Source organism: Streptomyces sp. NPDC059718 (assembly GCF_042733315.1).
GTDB lineage: Bacteria > Actinomycetota > Actinomycetes > Streptomycetales > Streptomycetaceae > Actinacidiphila.
Map to the genome: position 1 here is coordinate 4587 of NZ_JBHWGA010000087.1, position 14845 is coordinate 19431.

At 72.4% G+C, this 14845-nt stretch carries 17 protein-coding genes; 10 read left to right on the plus strand and 7 right to left on the minus strand.

Features of this window, described 5'->3' with window-relative positions; genetic code table 11:
• Nucleotides 1–135: 135 nt before the first annotated feature.
• The 3 genes from ACFV3E_RS44855 to ACFV3E_RS44865 form a co-directional block, all read right to left on the minus strand.
• Nucleotides 136–879 (minus strand): aggregation-promoting factor C-terminal-like domain-containing protein, encoded by a 744-nt coding sequence (locus ACFV3E_RS44855; protein ID WP_500542064.1) that lies wholly within the window; start codon nucleotides 877–879, stop codon nucleotides 136–138.
• A 316-nt stretch (nucleotides 880–1195) separates the two neighbouring features.
• Nucleotides 1196–2254, minus strand: coding sequence for an S-adenosylmethionine:tRNA ribosyltransferase-isomerase (locus ACFV3E_RS44860; protein ID WP_500542066.1), 1059 nt, complete (start codon nucleotides 2252–2254; stop codon nucleotides 1196–1198).
• Complete coding sequence (locus ACFV3E_RS44865; protein WP_500542068.1) at nucleotides 2251–2949, minus strand: SDR family oxidoreductase; 699 nt, start codon at nucleotides 2947–2949, stop codon at nucleotides 2251–2253. Before ACFV3E_RS44865 ends, ACFV3E_RS44860 begins: the two co-directional genes overlap by 4 nt.
• Nucleotides 2950–3138: 189 nt before the next feature.
• Between ACFV3E_RS44865 and ACFV3E_RS44870 the strand changes: the two genes are divergently transcribed.
• The 4 genes from ACFV3E_RS44870 to ACFV3E_RS44885 all read left to right on the plus strand — a co-directional run bounded on the left by ACFV3E_RS44870 (nucleotide 3139) and on the right by ACFV3E_RS44885 (nucleotide 5862).
• On the plus strand, nucleotides 3139–4290 hold the full coding sequence (locus tag ACFV3E_RS44870) for a GAF domain-containing sensor histidine kinase (RefSeq protein ID WP_500542070.1): 1152 nt from the start codon (nucleotides 3139–3141) through the stop codon (nucleotides 4288–4290).
• The gene (locus ACFV3E_RS44875) at nucleotides 4283–4927 is read left to right on the plus strand and encodes a transcriptional regulator (RefSeq protein WP_499511107.1); all 645 of its coding nucleotides are present in this window, start codon (nucleotides 4283–4285) and stop codon (nucleotides 4925–4927) included. Before ACFV3E_RS44870 ends, ACFV3E_RS44875 begins: the two co-directional genes overlap by 8 nt.
• Nucleotides 4928–5126: 199 nt before the next feature.
• The gene (locus tag ACFV3E_RS44880) at nucleotides 5127–5375 is read left to right on the plus strand and encodes a chaplin (protein WP_018560570.1); all 249 of its coding nucleotides are present in this window, start codon (nucleotides 5127–5129) and stop codon (nucleotides 5373–5375) included.
• Nucleotides 5376–5622: 247 nt separating this feature from the next.
• Entirely contained in the window at nucleotides 5623–5862 is a 240-nt protein-coding gene (locus ACFV3E_RS44885) for a chaplin (protein WP_500542072.1), read from the plus strand.
• Nucleotides 5863–5924: 62 nt separating this feature from the next.
• Here the strand turns inward: ACFV3E_RS44885 and ACFV3E_RS44890 are convergent, their stop codons facing one another.
• The gene (locus tag ACFV3E_RS44890) at nucleotides 5925–6722 is read right to left on the minus strand and encodes an Rv1486c family protein (protein WP_500542074.1); all 798 of its coding nucleotides are present in this window, start codon (nucleotides 6720–6722) and stop codon (nucleotides 5925–5927) included.
• A gap of 114 nt (nucleotides 6723–6836) precedes the next feature.
• Here ACFV3E_RS44890 and ACFV3E_RS44895 point away from each other — a divergent pair, with 114 nt between their 5' ends.
• The 4 genes from ACFV3E_RS44895 (at nucleotide 6837) to ACFV3E_RS44910 (ending at nucleotide 10079) form a co-directional block, all read left to right on the plus strand.
• The gene (locus tag ACFV3E_RS44895; protein WP_500542076.1) at nucleotides 6837–7628 is read left to right on the plus strand and encodes an ABC transporter ATP-binding protein; all 792 of its coding nucleotides are present in this window, start codon (nucleotides 6837–6839) and stop codon (nucleotides 7626–7628) included.
• A 111-nt stretch (nucleotides 7629–7739) separates the two neighbouring features.
• Nucleotides 7740–8150, plus strand: coding sequence for an NfeD family protein (locus tag ACFV3E_RS44900; protein WP_499516787.1), 411 nt, complete (start codon nucleotides 7740–7742; stop codon nucleotides 8148–8150).
• Between the two features lie 128 nt (nucleotides 8151–8278).
• Complete coding sequence (locus ACFV3E_RS44905; protein ID WP_499511103.1) at nucleotides 8279–9208, plus strand: SPFH domain-containing protein; 930 nt, start codon at nucleotides 8279–8281, stop codon at nucleotides 9206–9208.
• 103 nt (nucleotides 9209–9311) lie between these two features.
• Nucleotides 9312–10079, plus strand: coding sequence for a sulfite exporter TauE/SafE family protein (locus ACFV3E_RS44910; RefSeq protein WP_500542078.1), 768 nt, complete (start codon nucleotides 9312–9314; stop codon nucleotides 10077–10079).
• A gap of 27 nt (nucleotides 10080–10106) precedes the next feature.
• Here the strand turns inward: ACFV3E_RS44910 and ACFV3E_RS44915 are convergent, their stop codons facing one another.
• The 3 genes from ACFV3E_RS44915 to ACFV3E_RS44925 all read right to left on the minus strand — a co-directional run bounded on the left by ACFV3E_RS44915 (nucleotide 10107) and on the right by ACFV3E_RS44925 (nucleotide 12381).
• The gene (locus ACFV3E_RS44915; protein ID WP_500370298.1) at nucleotides 10107–10610 is read right to left on the minus strand and encodes an HNH endonuclease; all 504 of its coding nucleotides are present in this window, start codon (nucleotides 10608–10610) and stop codon (nucleotides 10107–10109) included.
• 408 nt (nucleotides 10611–11018) lie between these two features.
• Nucleotides 11019–11552 carry a YbhB/YbcL family Raf kinase inhibitor-like protein gene (locus ACFV3E_RS44920; RefSeq protein WP_499511100.1) on the minus strand — a complete coding sequence of 178 codons (534 nt, stop codon included), beginning with the start codon at nucleotides 11550–11552 and terminating at the stop codon, nucleotides 11019–11021.
• Between the two features lie 46 nt (nucleotides 11553–11598).
• Nucleotides 11599–12381, minus strand: a complete 783-nt coding sequence (locus tag ACFV3E_RS44925; protein WP_499511099.1) for a sporulation protein — start codon at nucleotides 12379–12381, stop codon at nucleotides 11599–11601.
• A gap of 84 nt (nucleotides 12382–12465) precedes the next feature.
• Here ACFV3E_RS44925 and ACFV3E_RS44930 point away from each other — a divergent pair, with 84 nt between their 5' ends.
• Together ACFV3E_RS44930 and tyrS are read left to right on the plus strand one after the other, a co-directional pair.
• Nucleotides 12466–13143 (plus strand): DNA-3-methyladenine glycosylase, encoded by a 678-nt coding sequence (locus ACFV3E_RS44930; protein ID WP_500542080.1) that lies wholly within the window; start codon nucleotides 12466–12468, stop codon nucleotides 13141–13143.
• A gap of 64 nt (nucleotides 13144–13207) precedes the next feature.
• Nucleotides 13208–14473, plus strand: coding sequence for a tyrosine--tRNA ligase (gene tyrS, locus ACFV3E_RS44935; RefSeq protein ID WP_500339294.1), 1266 nt, complete (start codon nucleotides 13208–13210; stop codon nucleotides 14471–14473).
• Nucleotides 14474–14845: the final 372 nt, after the last annotated feature.

The window sequence follows — 14845 nt, forward strand, 5'->3', positions numbered from 1 at the left end:
GTTGGCGGCCCCCCCCCCCCGCGCGTGTTTCACGCCACAACAGCCCCCCCCCGATAAGGGTTGGCGGCGGGCGGCCCCCCCCGGGGCCGCCCCCCCCCCCCCTCCCCCATGTCCGTACGGTCCGCGCCCGCCGGCTCAGTACCAGTGGTTGGCCTGCCAGAACGACCAGGCGCCGCAGGGGCTGCCGTAGCGCTCGTTCATGTAGTCCAGGCCCCACTTGATCTGCGTGGCCGCATTGGTGCGCCAGTCCGCGCCCGCGGAGGCCATCTTGGAGCCCGGCAGCGCCTGGACCAGGCCGTACGCGCCGGAGGAGGGGTTGACCGCGTACGGGTTCCAGGTGCTCTCGTGCATCACGATGTTGGCGAAGCACTGGAACTGGGCCGCGTCGCCGATGATCTGCTGCGCCATCTGCTGCGGGCTGCCGGACGGGGCCGCCGGGGCGGCCGCGCGCGGTGCCGGACGGGAGGTCTCGTGCCGCTGCTGCGGGACGAGGGCCCTGCGCTCGTGGCTGCGGTTGGCGGCCTGCTGCTCCTGCCGGCGCGCGTGGGCCCGGTGCGCCTCGTGCGCGGCCTGGCGGGCGCGCTCCTCGGCCCGGCGCTTGCGCTCCGCGGCCTGGTGCGCGACGTGGGCGGCGTGCTGCCTCGCGAGCGCCTTGCGGTGCGCCACGTGCGCGACGTGCGACGCGTGCTGCTTGGCGGCGGCGGACCGTGCCTGTCCGGCGACCGCCTCCGGTGCCTTGCCGGAGGCCTGCGCCGTCCCGCTGGTCCCGGTCACACCGGTGATGGCCAGGACACCCACACCGGCCGCGGCGAGGCCGGCGGCGGAGAACTTGTGGGTCTTGGTCAGACGGTCGAACTTCGGGATCGTCGGGAGCTGCATGGGGGAGTGACCTCTTCCATTCGGCTGCGCCCCACTCCGCCCTCGGGGGACAGGAGAGGCGCCGCGTGTCGAACGCGGCGCGGAGCGACCCGAGCATTCTTAGCCCCGGGAAATTCCCCGACCAAACCCATCCATTACTACCCGAAGTCGTAGTGGCCGGACCGACCGGGTACGGCACACGCCGCACTTCCGGCCGATCCGGCCGCCCCGCCTCCTACTAGGCGTCCTCGTACGTGACGTACGCCCTATGTGCCGCCTCACAGGCCCGTCGCGCACCGCGACCGCGCGGCGACTCCGGGTGCCCCGGGCGGGGCCGTCAGGGCAGCAGCAGGTTCACGTCCCCGAACTCGTGCCAGAGGTAACCGGCCCCCACCGCAGCGTCGTAGACCCGTTCCAGCAGCTCGCGCCCGGCCACCGCCTCCAGCATCAGCAGATGCGACGCCGCGGGGTCGTGCAGCCCGGTGAGGAGGCCGTCCACCGCCCGTACGCCCCGCTCCGGCGTGACCACCAGGTCCGTCCAGCCGTCCGCCGCCGCGACCCGCCCTCGTTCGTCGGCCGCCGTCTCCAGGGCGCGCACCGCGGTGGTGCCCACCGCCACCACCCGGCCGCCGCCCGCCCGGGCGGCGTTCACCAGCCAGGCGGTGCTCCGCGGCACCGAGAAGCGCTCCGGGTGGGGCGGCTCGTGCGCCTCGCCCGAGGACACCCCGGTGTGCAGCACCACCGGAGCGATCTGCACGCCGCGGCTCACCAGCGCCGTGACCAGCCCGGCCGTGAAGGGGCGCGCCGCGCTCGGCATCTCCGCCGAGCCGGTGCCGTCGGCCGACGGCACCGCGAACACCGTCTGGTACGCCGCGAGCGGCTGGTCCCGCCGGGTGTACGCGTACCGGATCGGCCGCCCCTGCCGGTGCAGGAACGCCATCGCGTCCGCCACCGACGCCCGCGCCACCCACAGCCGCTCCCCGCAGGGGCTCAGCGGCTCCTGCAGCATCAGCCGCTCACCCTCGGGCAGCGCCACCGCGACCCCCGCCGGGCCGCCCGTCCGCGGCCGGGTCGTGCCCCGTCCGTCGGGCGTCCGCAACTCCACCACCCAGCGCCCGTCGTCCAGCAGCCCCGAGAAGTGCACCACCACCGGGGACTCCCCGAGCGCCGCGTCCACCGCCGCCGGCAGGGTCCGCGAGGTGTTCACCACCAGCACGTCCCCGGCCCGCAGCAGCCCCGGCAGGTCACCGAAGGCGTGGTGCGCGACCTCGCCCCGGGCCCGCCCGCCCACCAGCATCCGCACCCCGTCGCGGCCCGACGCCCCGTCGGCACGCTGCTCCACCGGGACCCGCGCCGCCAGCTCCTCCGGCACCCTCAGCGCGCCCAGCGCGGTCACCGCCCGGCCTCCAGCAGCGCCGGGGCCACGTAGCGGCCACCGGCCGCGTCCGTGTCGAGCAGCCCCAGCACGGCCGGCACCACGGACTCGGGGGCCGGGCGCCCGTCCGCGTCCGGATCGCCGGGCACCGCCGCCGCGTACAGCGCGGTCCTCATGTCGCCCGGGTCCAGCCACCACACCCGCAGCTCCTGCTCCTCCACCGCCAGCACCGCCGACAGCTGCTCGAGCGCCGCCTTGCTCGCGCCGTACCCTCCCCACGTGGGGTACGCCTCGACGGCGGCGTCCGAGCTGATGTTGAGCACGGTCCCGCGCCGCCGGCGCAGCAGCGGCAGCCCCTCCTGCACGAGGCCCAGCGCGGCCACCACATTGGTCTCCAGCGCCGCCCGCAGCCCCTCCAGCGGCTGCTCGGACAACGGCCGCAGCGGCTCGGCGCCCAGGGCGCTGGCGTTGTTCACCAGCAGGTCGAGCCCGCCGAACTCCCAGGCCGCCGAGACCAGTTCCACCCGGTGCCGGGGGTCGGTGACGTCGCCCGGCAGCGCGGCCACCCGTGTCCGGCCCGCCAGTTCCCCCTCCACCCGCTTCAGCGCGTCGGCCGACCGCGCGTCGATCACCAGGTCCCAGCCCCGCTCTGCGAGCGCTCCGGCGAGGGCCCGTCCCAGTCCCCGCGACGCCCCCGTGATGATTGCCACCGGCATGACGTGTCCTCCCACCGGCCGCCCGGTCCGTCGCCCGGCGGCTGCCCCCCACCGTAGGATCGGCCCCGTCCCGGCCACCTCGGCCGCCCGCAGCACCGGGGCAGGGAACTTCGCCCTAGGTCCAGGGACCGGGGGCGCTCGGTCACCCGGCCGATCCCGCCGGCCGCGACCCGCCGGTACGGTGAGGTCATGTCCAGCCGATCGTCCCGACGCGGCATCGAGGCGGTGAGCGCGGCCGTCCTCGCGATGAGCCGGCACCTGGAAGTGCGCGAGGTCCTGCAGACCATCGTCTCGTCCGCCCGTGAACTGCTCGACGCCCAGTACGCGGCGCTGGGCGTGCCGGACGACCACGGCGGCTTCGCCCAGTTCGTCGTGGACGGCGTCAGCGACGAGCAGTGGAAGGCGATCGGCCCGCTGCCCCGGCAGCACGGCATCCTCGCCGCGATGCTCCACGAGGCCACCCCGCAGCGCCTGCGGGACGTGAAGGGCGACCCCCGCTTCGGCGGCTGGCCGTCCGCCCACCCCGACATGTCCGACTTCCTCGGCATGCCGGTGGTCGACGGCGACGAGATCCTGGGCGCCCTCTTCCTCGCCAACAAGCGCTGCGCCACCCGCCCACCGCAGGACGGCGGCTTCACCGAGGAGGACGAGGAGCTGCTGCGCACCCTGGCCGCGCACGCCGCGATCGCCCTCACCAACGCCCGCCTGTACGAGCGCAGCCGCGAGCTGACGCTCGCCGGCGAACGGGCCCGCATCGCCCACGAACTGCACGACGCCGTCTCACAGAAGCTGTTCTCGCTGCGGCTGACCGCCCAGGCCGCCTCCGCCCTGGTGGCCCGCGACCCGGAGCGCGCCCGCCAGGAGTTGCGGCAGGTCGCCGCGCTCGCCGCCGAGGCAGCCGACGAACTGCGCGCGGTCGTGGTGGAGTTGCGCCCCGCCGCCCTGGACGAGGACGGCCTGCTGGCCACCCTGCGCACCCAGGTCGACGTCCTGGACCGGGCGCACTCGTCGCGGATCTCCTTCAGCCACCGCCAGGTCCGCGCCCTGCCCGCCGCCCAGGAGGAAGCGCTGCTGCGGGTCGCCCAGGAGGCCCTGCACAACGCGCTGCGCCACGCGGACGCCGCCTCGGTGACGGTGCGCCTGGAGGGCCGGGGCAGGGGGGCGGTGCTCACGGTGCGCGACGACGGGCGGGGCTTCGACCCGTCCGCGGTGCGCCGGGCGGGCCGCCACCTGGGACTGGTCTCCATGCGGGACCGGGCCGACGGGGTGGGCGGCGGACTGACGGTGGACTCGGCGCCCGGCAAGGGCACCGTGATCGAGATGGAGGTGCCCGGTGGCTGACGGCCCCATTCGCGTCCTGCTGGTCGACGACCACCAGGTGGTCCGGCGCGGCCTGCGGACCTTCCTCGAGGTGCAGCCCGACATCGAGGTGGTGGGCGAGGCCGGCGACGGCGAGGAGGGCGTGCAGCGTGCCGGGGAACTCGCGCCCGACGTGATCCTGATGGACGTCCGGATGCCGGGCGTCGACGGCATCGAGGCCCTGCGCCTGCTGCGCGACAGCGGCAGCAAGGCCCGCGTCCTGGTCGTCACCAGCTTCACCGAGCAGCGCACCGTCGTCCCGGCGCTGCGCGCGGGCGCGGCCGGCTACGTCTACAAGGACGTGGACCCGGACGCGCTGGCCGGCGCCATCCGCTCGGTCCACGCCGGCCACGTGCTGCTGCAGTCGGAGGTCGCCGACGCCCTGCTCTCCCAGGAGGACTCCGGTCCCGGTCAGGGCCGCGGCGGCACCCTCACCGACCGGGAGCGCGAGGTGCTGTCGCTGATCGCGGAGGGCCGCTCCAACCGGGAGATCGCCCGCGCCCTGGTGCTGTCGGAGAAGACCGTCAAGACCCATGTGTCGAACATCCTGATGAAGCTGGACCTCTCCGACCGCACCCAGGCCGCCCTGTGGGCGGTGCGGCACGGGATCGGCGGCTGATCCGACGCACCCGAGGGGATTCCGACGCCACGAAAGCCGGGGCGCGTAGCGGTAGGACAAGCGGATCGTCGCCATCCGGAGTGAGATTCATACCGTCGGGTGTATGTCGCCCGGATGGCGCAACCTGGCCGGGCGTGGGCCGTTCTCCATGGCGTGCTGCGGCGCCTGCCGCGGTACCCATGCAAGGAGGGTCAAGAACGTGAAGAACCTGCACAAGGCCGCCGCCGTCGCCATGGTCGCCGGGAGCCTCGCCATGGTCGGCGCGGGTGCCGCCTCCGCCCACAGCGGTGGCGCCCAGGCCCACGGTGGCGCGAAGAACAGCCCCGGCGTGGTCTCCGGCAACGTGATCCAGGTGCCGGTGCACGTTCCGGTGAACGTCTGCGGCAACACCATCAGCGTCATCGGTCTGCTCAACCCGGCCATCGGGAACGTCTGCGTCAACCGCTGACCCAGGACGTCACCCCCACGGCACGGCCGTGACCACCGGCCCCGGAGCGTTCCGCCGCCCCGGGGCCGGTCCGTTCGTGCGGCTCACGGGCGTCAGGGCGTACGGCGCGCGGCACACGCCGGTGCGACACGCAGATTCCGCCGTACGGAGGTTTCCGGTGCCCTCCCCGTGTCAACGCCCCGGGCTCCGCGTTCCTCACAGTGCGGCTCCTCGAACCGGGCCGTGCCATCACAGGAGGAACAGTTTCATGAACAGCGCCAAGAAGGCCGCCCTGATCATCGCCGCCGCCGGTGCGGCCGCCGCCGGTTCGGCAGGTACCGCGCTCGCCGACTCCCACGCGGGTGCCGTGGCCGCCGGCTCGCCCGGTGTGCTCTCCGGCAACGTGATCCAGGTTCCGGTGAACATCCCGATCAACCTCTGCGGCAACACCCTCAACGGTTTTGCCCTGCTGAACCCCGCGACCGGCAACGTGTGCCTCAACCGTTGACGTGCTCGGAAGGCCCCGCGGACAGCGTCGTCCGCGGGGCCTTCCCCCGTTCCCGGCCGGCCTCAGCCCCGGCGCCGCTCGGCCTCCTCGACGTACGCGTTGTACGCCGCCACCTGCGCCCGCCGCGCCGTACGCTCCACCGGCCGCAGCAGCTCCGCCCGGGCGGCGATCTCCGAGGCGCTGACGGCCGCCCCGTGCCCGGACCGGGCCCCGGTCGCGATCCCGACCAGCGCGCCCACCCGCTGGGCCAGTTCCAGCACCCGCACCGCCCGCGGCGGATACCCCGGCGCCAGCACCTCGCGGCCGCGCGCCGCCCGCGCCCGGTACGCCTCCAGAGCCGCCTGCGCCGCCGGGCCCGCGCCGGCCACGTCCAGCCGCGCCAGCGCCTCCGTGGCGTCCCGCAGCGCCTCCGCGAGCTCCCGTTCCGCCTCGCCCAGCGAGGGCACGTCCGCCGGCGGAGCGTTCCGCACCTCCAGGCACTGCCACTCGACCGACACGTGGACGTCGCCCTGCGGACCGGCCTCCGTGACCTCCGGCACCAGGCCGACGGCCGGTCCACCGACGGTGATGACCGCTTCGCCCGCCGCCAGCGCCCGCGCGTTGAACTCCGGCGGCCCGCTGAGCCCGAGCGGGTGCCCGGGCACCGGGAGCGCTATCCGCAGCCCGGACACGCCGAGCGCGCGCAGCCGCCCCAGCCCCAGCGTCAGCCCCACCGGGCCGGCCTCCCCTGGGAGGCCGGAGATCCGGTGGACCGAATCGTCGGCGATCACTTCCTGAGCGGCGTCATCGGGCGCGGCAAGTCCGGCAATCAGGGCGTTTCCCCAGGCCGCCAGCCGTCCTGAGCGAGGTTCGTCGAGCATCCCCCCAGCCTAAGGACTGGGGCGGCCCGGGCGTGGCGTAGATTTCCTGGGGGCGGCGCCTACAGGTGCTCGCAACGGCAGACATGCGATCGGGAAGTGGGAGACAACACGCTCATGAGCGATGTTCTGGAGCTGGTGGACGTATCCGTGGTCCGAGACGGCCGGGCTCTGGTGGACCAGGTCTCCTGGTCGGTCGCCGAGGGCGAGCGCTGGGTCATCCTCGGTCCCAACGGCGCCGGCAAGACGACCCTGCTGAACATCGCCTCCAGCTACCTCTTCCCCACCTCCGGCACCGTCCAGATCCTCGGCGAGAAGCTGGGCGGCGTCGACGTCTTCGAACTGCGCCCGCGCATCGGCATCGCGGGCGTCGCCCTCGCCGAGAAGCTGCCGCGCAAGCAGACCGTCCTGGAGACCGTGCTCACCGCCGCGTACGGCATGACCGCGCACTGGCAGGAGAGCTACGAGCAGGTCGACGAGGACCGCGCCCGCGCCTTCCTGGACCGGCTCGGCATGAGCGACTACCTCGACCGCAGGTTCGGCACCCTCTCCGAGGGCGAGCGCAAGCGCACCCTCATCGCGCGCGCCATGATGACCGACCCCGAGCTCCTGCTGCTCGACGAGCCCGCCGCCGGCCTCGACCTCGGCGGCCGCGAGGACCTCGTCCGCCGCCTCGGCCGGCTCGCCCGCGACCCGATCGCGCCCTCCATGGTCATGGTCACCCACCACGTCGAGGAGATCGCCCCGGGCTTCACCCACGTCCTGATGATCCGTCAGGGCAAGGTCGTCGCCGCCGGTCCCATGGAGACCGAACTCAGCTCCCGCAACCTCTCCCTGTGCTTCGGCCTCCCGCTCGTCGTCGAGCGCCGTGGCGACCGCTGGACGGCCAACGGGCTTCCCCTGAAGTGACCCCCTGAGGCCACCCGCGCACGAAGCCCCGCGCCGAAAGCCTCGGGGAGAGCCGTCGCACCCTGTCACAGATCCACTGCGGACCCCTACGATGGGCCTGTGGACGACTGGTTGTGGTGGCTGATCGCCGCCGTGGGGCTGGGTATTCCGCTCGTGGTGACCGCGATGCCCGAGTTCGGGATGTTCGCGGTCGGAGCCGTCGCCGCCGCGATCGCGGCAGGCCTCGGCCTGGGCATCACTCCGCAGGTACTGATCTTCGTCATCGTCTCGGTCGCGGGCATCGCCGTCGTACGCCCGCTGGCCAACCGGAGCCGCTCGCAACGCCCGGAGTTGCGCAGCGGCATCGACGCGCTCAAGGGCCGCCAGGCCGTCGTCCTGGAACGGGTCGACGGGCACGGCGGCCGGATCAAGCTCAACGGAGAGGTCTGGTCCGCCCGTTCCCTCGAGACGGGACGGGCCTTCGAGCCCGGCGAGAGCGTGGACGTCGTCGAGATCGAGGGCGCGACGGCCGTCGTGATGTGATCCTGCCCGCCCCCGCACCCCGAGACGGCACGGGAATTCGCCGAACCCGGCCCGCCTCCCCGCGGGGTCTGTCAGACTTGATCATGTCTTCGTACAGGTAGCCACAGGCAATCGGCGTGGGAGTGGACGTGCAGCCGATCATCATCGTCCTGATCATCCTGGTGGTGCTCGTCTTCATCGCGCTCATCAAGACGGTCCAGGTCATCCCGCAGGCCAGCGCGGCGATCGTCGAACGCTTCGGTCGCTACACCAGGACCCTGAGCGCGGGCCTCAACATCGTGGTGCCGTTCATCGACACCATCCGCAACCGCATCGACCTGCGCGAGCAGGTCGTGCCGTTCCCGCCGCAGCCGGTGATCACCCAGGACAACCTGGTCGTCAACATCGACACGGTCATCTACTACCAGGTCACCGACGCGCGGGCGGCCACCTACGAGGTCGCCAGCTACATCCAGGCGATCGAGCAGCTCACCGTCACCACGCTCCGCAACATCATCGGCGGCATGGACCTGGAGCGGACCCTGACCTCCCGCGAGGAGATCAACGCGGCCCTGCGCGGCGTCCTCGACGAGGCCACCGGCAAGTGGGGCATCCGCGTCAACCGCGTCGAACTCAAGGCCATCGAGCCGCCCACCTCCATCCAGGACTCGATGGAGAAGCAGATGCGCGCCGACCGCGACAAGCGCGCCGCCATCCTCACCGCCGAGGGCATCCGGCAGTCCCAGATCCTCACCGCAGAGGGCGAGAAGCAGTCCGCGATCCTGCGCGCCGAGGGCGAGGCCAAGGCCGCCGCCCTCAAGGCCGAGGGCGAGGCCCAGGCCATCCGCACGGTCTTCGAGTCCATCCACGAGGGCGACCCCGACCAGAAGCTGCTCGCCTACCAGTACCTGCAGATGCTCCCCAAGATCGCCGAGGGCGAGTCCAACAAGCTCTGGATCATCCCCAGCGAACTCAACGACGCCCTCAAGGGCCTCGGCGGCATCGTCAACCTCCCCGGCGCGCCCGGCAACGGCGAGGGCGGCACCCGTCGCGAGACCCCCCGGCTCGACAAGGACTGAGCAGCGCGGCCGCCGCCGCGAACGCGTATGACATGATCCGTGCGCTCCGGCTCCCCCCGGTCCCGTCGGGGGGAGGGGAGCCGCACCGACCATGGAGACGCCTATGACCTACTGGGAAGCCCTGGCCGTCTTCGCGGCCGGAATCGGGGCCGGCACCATCAACACCGTCGTCGGCTCCGGCACGCTCATCACCTTCCCCGTCCTGCTCGCCGTCGGCCTGCCGCCCGTCACCGCCAACGTGTCCAACACCCTCGGCCTGGTCCCCGGTTCCCTCAGCGGTGCCATCGGCTACCGGCGCGAACTCGCCGGACAGCGCGACCGTCTGCTGCGGCTCGGCGCCGCCGCCCTCGTCGGCGGACTCACCGGGGCCGTCCTGCTGCTGGCGCTGCCCTCCCAGGCCTTCGACACCATCGTGCCGATCCTGATCGCGGTGGCCCTCGTCCTCGTCGTCGTCCAGCCCCGGCTCTCCCGCGTGCTCCAGGCCCGCCGGGCCGGCAACGGCACGCACACCCCCGAGCACGGCGGCCCGCTCCTCCTCGGCGGCCTCCTCCTCGCCAGCATGTACGGCGGTTACTTCGGCGCCGCCCAGGGAGTCATCTACCTCTCCTTGATGGGCGTCCTCCTCGAGGAGTCCTGGCAGCGGATCAACGCCGTGAAGAACGTCCTCGCGCTGATCGTCAACGGAGTCGCCGCGGCGTTCTTCCTCTTCGTCGCCGACTTCGACTGGACCGCCGTCGCGCTCATCGCCGTCGGGGCGGCGCTCGGCGGCGTCCTCGGCGCCCGCATCGGCCGCCGCCTGCCGCCCGCCGCCCTGCGCGGCGTCATCGTCGTCGTGGGCCTCGTGGCGATCGCCCAGCTCCTGCTGAAGTAGCCGGGCGACCGCCTCGGGGCTCAGGACTCAGGCCGGCAGCGCGAGCCAGCCGGGGACGTCCTCACGGTCCTTCAGACCCAGGGCCAGCAGCAGCGCGTCCGCCGGGGTCGGCTCGAACGGCTGGGTCAGCAGCCGCATCCCCGCCTGCTCCGGCGTACGGTCCGCCTTGCGGTGGTTGTCCTCCGCGCACGACGCCACGGTGTTCAGCCAGGTGTCCCCACCACCGCGCGAACGCGGCTGCACGTGGTCCACGGTCGTCGCCCTCCGGCCGCAGTACGCGCACCGGTGCCGGTCCCTGACCAGCACACCCCGCCGCGACCACGCCGCCCGTTGTCGGAAGGGCACCCTCACGTACCTGCAGAGCCTGATCACCTGCGGCACGGGTACCTCCACCGCCGCCGCGCGGATCCGCAGCCCGGGATGAGCCTGCTCGACCACGGCCTTGTCCTGCATGACCAGCACCACCGCACGCCGCAGCGACACGGTCGACAGCGGCTCGAAGCTCGCGTTCAGCACCAGCGTCTCACGCACGTCGCCCACCCCTCGGGTCCATCCCCGCCCCGCGGCGAGGTGGCTCCACTGTGACCGGGCGATACCCGCCCGGACAACGTAATTTCCGCACGTGAAAGCGAACAGGAGGAAACGGGGAACGAAACGGCGGCCCCGGCCGCCGGCCACTCCGGGCGCCCGCCCCCGTGGGGTCCGGGGCGCCCGGAGCGCGGCGATCGGCGTGGACGCCCGGGCGCATGACCGGGCTCCGGCGGACGGCAGGCAGGTCGCGCGGCGAGAGCCGCACAGCGCAACGCCCCGCCGCCCCCGCCACTGCGGTGCCGACCCCCGGTGACGGTCAGGTCACCAGGCAGACACCACAGTGCGATGCGGGAGCGCCGGGGCGCAACGGAATTTGGGACCCCCGGCCCTCGGCCGGGAGCGCCACGACTACTGCGGGTTCTCGTACTCGCCGATCAGGTTGGCCCGCGCGATCGCGTGGAACCGCAGGTTGAAGCCGACGACGGCGGGCGACACGTCCCCGTCCGGCCCCAGCTTCTCCTGGTCCACCGCGTACACGGTGAACACGTAACGGTGCGGTCCGTCCCCGGGCGGCGGCGCGGCGCCGCCGAAGTCTTTGCTCCCGTAGTCGTTGCGCACGTGCACCGCACCCTCGGGCAGCCCCTTGAAGCCGTCACTGCCGGCACCCGCGGGCAGCTCCGTCACCGACACCGGGATGTCGAAGAGCACCCAGTGCCAGAAACCGCTGCCCGTGGGCGCGTCGGGGTCGTAGCACGTGACGGCGAAGCTCCCGGTCCCCTCGGGGAACCCCTCCCACCGCAGGTGCGGCGAGACGTTGCCCTCGGCGTAGACCTGGGAGTCCTTCAGCGTGCCGCCCGGCTCGATGTCGTCGCTCACCACCGTGAACGACGGCACCTGAGGATGGAAATCGTGGGGGAGCGGCCGCCGCTTCTGCTCGGTCACCTCGGTACCTCCTGCTGATCGCGAAACGCGCTTCCGCCCGCCGATCCTAGAACCAGTTGCGCTTCCCGCCGACCTCGGCCAGCCACTGGTTGAGGTAACCCGCCCAGTCGGTCGCGTGGAAGTTGTTCAGGTCCACGGTGAAGGAGCGGAACGCGTCGCTGCCCTCGCTGAACAGGCCCGGCTTCTTGTCCATCTCCAGGATGACGTCCATCTCGTGGCCGTCGGCGACGAAGCTCAGCTCCACCTGGTTCAGCCCGCGGTACTGCTGCGGTGCGAAGAACTCGATCTCCTGGTAGAACGGCAGCCGCTGCCGCGTGCCACGGATGTGGCCGCGCTCCAGGTCCGCGTTCTTGAAGCCGAAGCCCAGCTGGCCGAACGCGTCGAGGATCGCCTGCTGCGCCGGCACCGGGTGCACGTTGATCGGGTCGAGGTCACCGGAGTCCACCGCACGGGCGATCGCCAGCTCCGTCGTCACCCCGACGTTCATCCCGGTCAGGTGACGCCCCAGGAAGGTCGTGATCGGGGTCTCCCACGGGATCTCCAGCCCGAACGGCACCACGTGCACCGCACCCGGCTGCACCTCGAACGCCCCGCCCAGCTGCTGCCGGTGGAACTCGACGTCCTGCTTGTACTCCGCGTCCTGGCCCTCGACCTCGACGCGGGCCTGCAGGCCCACCGACAGTCCCTCGATCCGCTGCGGCACCGAGCCGCCCTGGATCCGCACCTCGCCCTGGACGACCCCGCCCGGGACGACGTTCGGCTCGTTGAGCACCGTCTCGACCGACGCGCCACCGGCGCCCAAGCTCGCAAGCAGCTTCTTGAAGCCCACGATGTCCCTCTCCCTTTACTGGCGGTTGCCTCGGTCATTACGAACGCGGCCCCACCCCGAACGGTTCCATTACTCTCGTACCGCATGATCCCCCCTCCTGAAAGCACCCCTCTCCCCAGGTCCTTCTTCGACCGGCCGGTGCTGGAGGTGGCCCCCGACCTCCTGGGGCGGACCCTCGTACGCAGGACGGACGACGGCCCCGTGGCACTCCGGCTGACCGAGGTCGAGGCCTACGCCGGCCCCATCGACCCCGGCTCCCACGCCTACCGCGGACGCACCGACCGCAACGCGGTCATGTTCGGCCCGCCCGGCCACGCGTACGTCTACTTCACCTATGGCATGTGGCACTGCATGAACATCGTCTGCGGCCCCGAGGGCAACCCCAGCGGGATCCTGCTGCGCGGCGGCGACGTCATCGAGGGCGCCGACCTCGCCCGCGGGCGCCGGGTCACCTCACGACGCCCCCACGACCTCGCCCAGGGCCCCGCCCGCCTTGCCACCGCCCTCGACATCGACCGCGCCCTCAACGGTGCCGACGTCTGCCCCGACGACCCCGCCGCCTCGCCCTTCTGCGTCCTGACCGGCACGCCGCCCGACCCCGCCGCCGTCCGCACCGGACCGCGCACCGGCGTCGGCGGCGACGGCGCCGCCCACCCCTGGCGCTTCTGGATCGACGGCGACCCCACCGTCAGCCCCTACCGCGCCCACTCACCCCGCCGCCGCGCCCCAGGGGGCGCAAAAGGAGTCGAGCGGAACGCGTAGTCTCGGAAAGACTCCGTACGAACGGGTACGAGGCACCGACCGACACCAAGGAGACACGAGAACCGTGACGGACATCGTCGACGAGCTGCGGTGGCGAGGGCTGATCGCCGTTTCCACCGACGAGGACGCACTGCGCAAGGCGTTCGCGGACGGCCCGGTCACGGTCTATTGCGGCTTCGACCCCACCGCCCCCAGCCTCCACCTCGGCAACCTGGTGCAGATCCTCACCATCCGCCGGCTCCAGCTGGCAGGCAACCGGCCGCTCGCCCTCGTCGGCGGCGCCACCGGCCTGATCGGCGACCCCAAGCCGACGGCCGAGCGGACGCTGAACGACGCCGACGTCGTCGCCGGCTGGGTGGAGCGGATCCGCGCCCAGATCGAGCCCTTCCTCTCCTTCGAGGGCCCGAACGCCGCCGTGATGGTCAACAACCTCGACTGGACCTCGGGCCTGTCGGCCATCGAGTTCCTGCGCGACGTGGGCAAGTACTTCCGGGTCAACAAGATGATCGCCAAGGAGGCCGTCGCCCGCCGGCTCAACTCCGAGGCAGGCATCAGCTACACGGAGTTCAGCTACCAGATCCTCCAGGGCATGGACTTCCTGGAGCTCCACCGCCGGTACGGCTGCACCATGCAGACCGGCGGCAGCGACCAGTGGGGCAACCTGACGGCCGGCATCGACCTGATCGGGCGCGTCGAGGGCACCTCCGTGCACGCCCTCGCCACCCCGCTCATCACCAAGGCCGACGGCACGAAGTTCGGCAAGACGGAGTCCGGCACGGTCTGGCTCGACCCCGAGATGACCACGCCGTACGCCTTCTACCAGTTCTGGCTGAACGCCGACGACCGCGACGTCTCCAAGTTCCTGCGCATCTTCAGCTTCAGGACGCAGGAGGAGATCGAGGAACTGGAGCGGCTCACCGAGGAGCGCCCGCAGGCCCGCGCGGCCCAGCGCGCCCTCGCCGAGGAGCTCACCACCCTCGTCCACGGCGCCGAGCAGTGCGCTGCGGTCATCGCCGCGTCCAAGGCACTTTTCGGCCAGGGCGAACTCACGGGACTCGACGAGCGGACCCTCGCCGCGGCACTCGGCGAACTGCCGCACGCCAAGGTCGCCGAGCTCGCCTCCGTCGCCGACCTCTTCGCCGAGGTCGGCCTCGTGGCCAGCAAGTCCGCGGCCCGCCGCACCATCAAGGAGGGCGGCGCGTACGTGAACAACGTCAAGATCGGCGACGAGGACGCGACCCCCGAGGCCGCCGACCTGCTGCACGGCCGCTGGCTCGTGCTGCGGCGCGGCAAGAAGAGCCTGGCGGCCGTCGAGATCGCCGGCGACTGACGTCGGCTGGTTATCCACGTTTGAGCGGCGGCGGAGCTTGACTCCGCCGCCGCACGTGCGTAACGTAGCCCGAGCCGCTTGAGACGGTGCGCCCGGTTCGTCCGGATCCTCCGATCGGCGGTCACTCACCACGACGACAACACCCCGAAAATTCGGGTGCACTTGCGTGCTCTCGAATTCCATTGGCGTGGAATCGTACGGAGAGTGGGGGACGAATTCGCATGACGCGAAGGAATCCGCTAACGTAGTGAATGTCGCCGAGGCGGAATCGCCGAAAGCGAAACCCCCTCCAGAGGGTGGCAGAGAAGGAAATCGGATCTGCTAAGCTGGAGACAACGAAGGGAAAGCCCGGAGGGGCCGGTGAAACGGTCT

Bases quoted from the DNA above. Each gene is read 5' to 3' on its own strand.
- ACFV3E_RS44910 (WP_500542078.1), top strand. From the start codon at position 9,312: ATGACCTACTGGGAAGCCCTGGCCGTCTTCGCGGCCGGAATCGGGGCC.
- ACFV3E_RS44855 (WP_500542064.1), bottom strand. From the start codon at position 879: ATGCAGCTCCCGACGATCCCGAAGTTCGACCGTCTGACCAAGACCCAC.
- ACFV3E_RS44865 (WP_500542068.1), bottom strand. From the start codon at position 2,949: ATGCCGGTGGCAATCATCACGGGGGCGTCGCGGGGACTGGGACGGGCC.
- ACFV3E_RS44885 (WP_500542072.1), top strand. From the start codon at position 5,623: ATGAACAGCGCCAAGAAGGCCGCCCTGATCATCGCCGCCGCCGGTGCG.
- ACFV3E_RS44895 (WP_500542076.1), top strand. From the start codon at position 6,837: ATGAGCGATGTTCTGGAGCTGGTGGACGTATCCGTGGTCCGAGACGGC.
- ACFV3E_RS44890 (WP_500542074.1), bottom strand. From the start codon at position 6,722: ATGCTCGACGAACCTCGCTCAGGACGGCTGGCGGCCTGGGGAAACGCC.
- ACFV3E_RS44930 (WP_500542080.1), top strand. From the start codon at position 12,466: ATGATCCCCCCTCCTGAAAGCACCCCTCTCCCCAGGTCCTTCTTCGAC.
- ACFV3E_RS44870 (WP_500542070.1), top strand. From the start codon at position 3,139: ATGTCCAGCCGATCGTCCCGACGCGGCATCGAGGCGGTGAGCGCGGCC.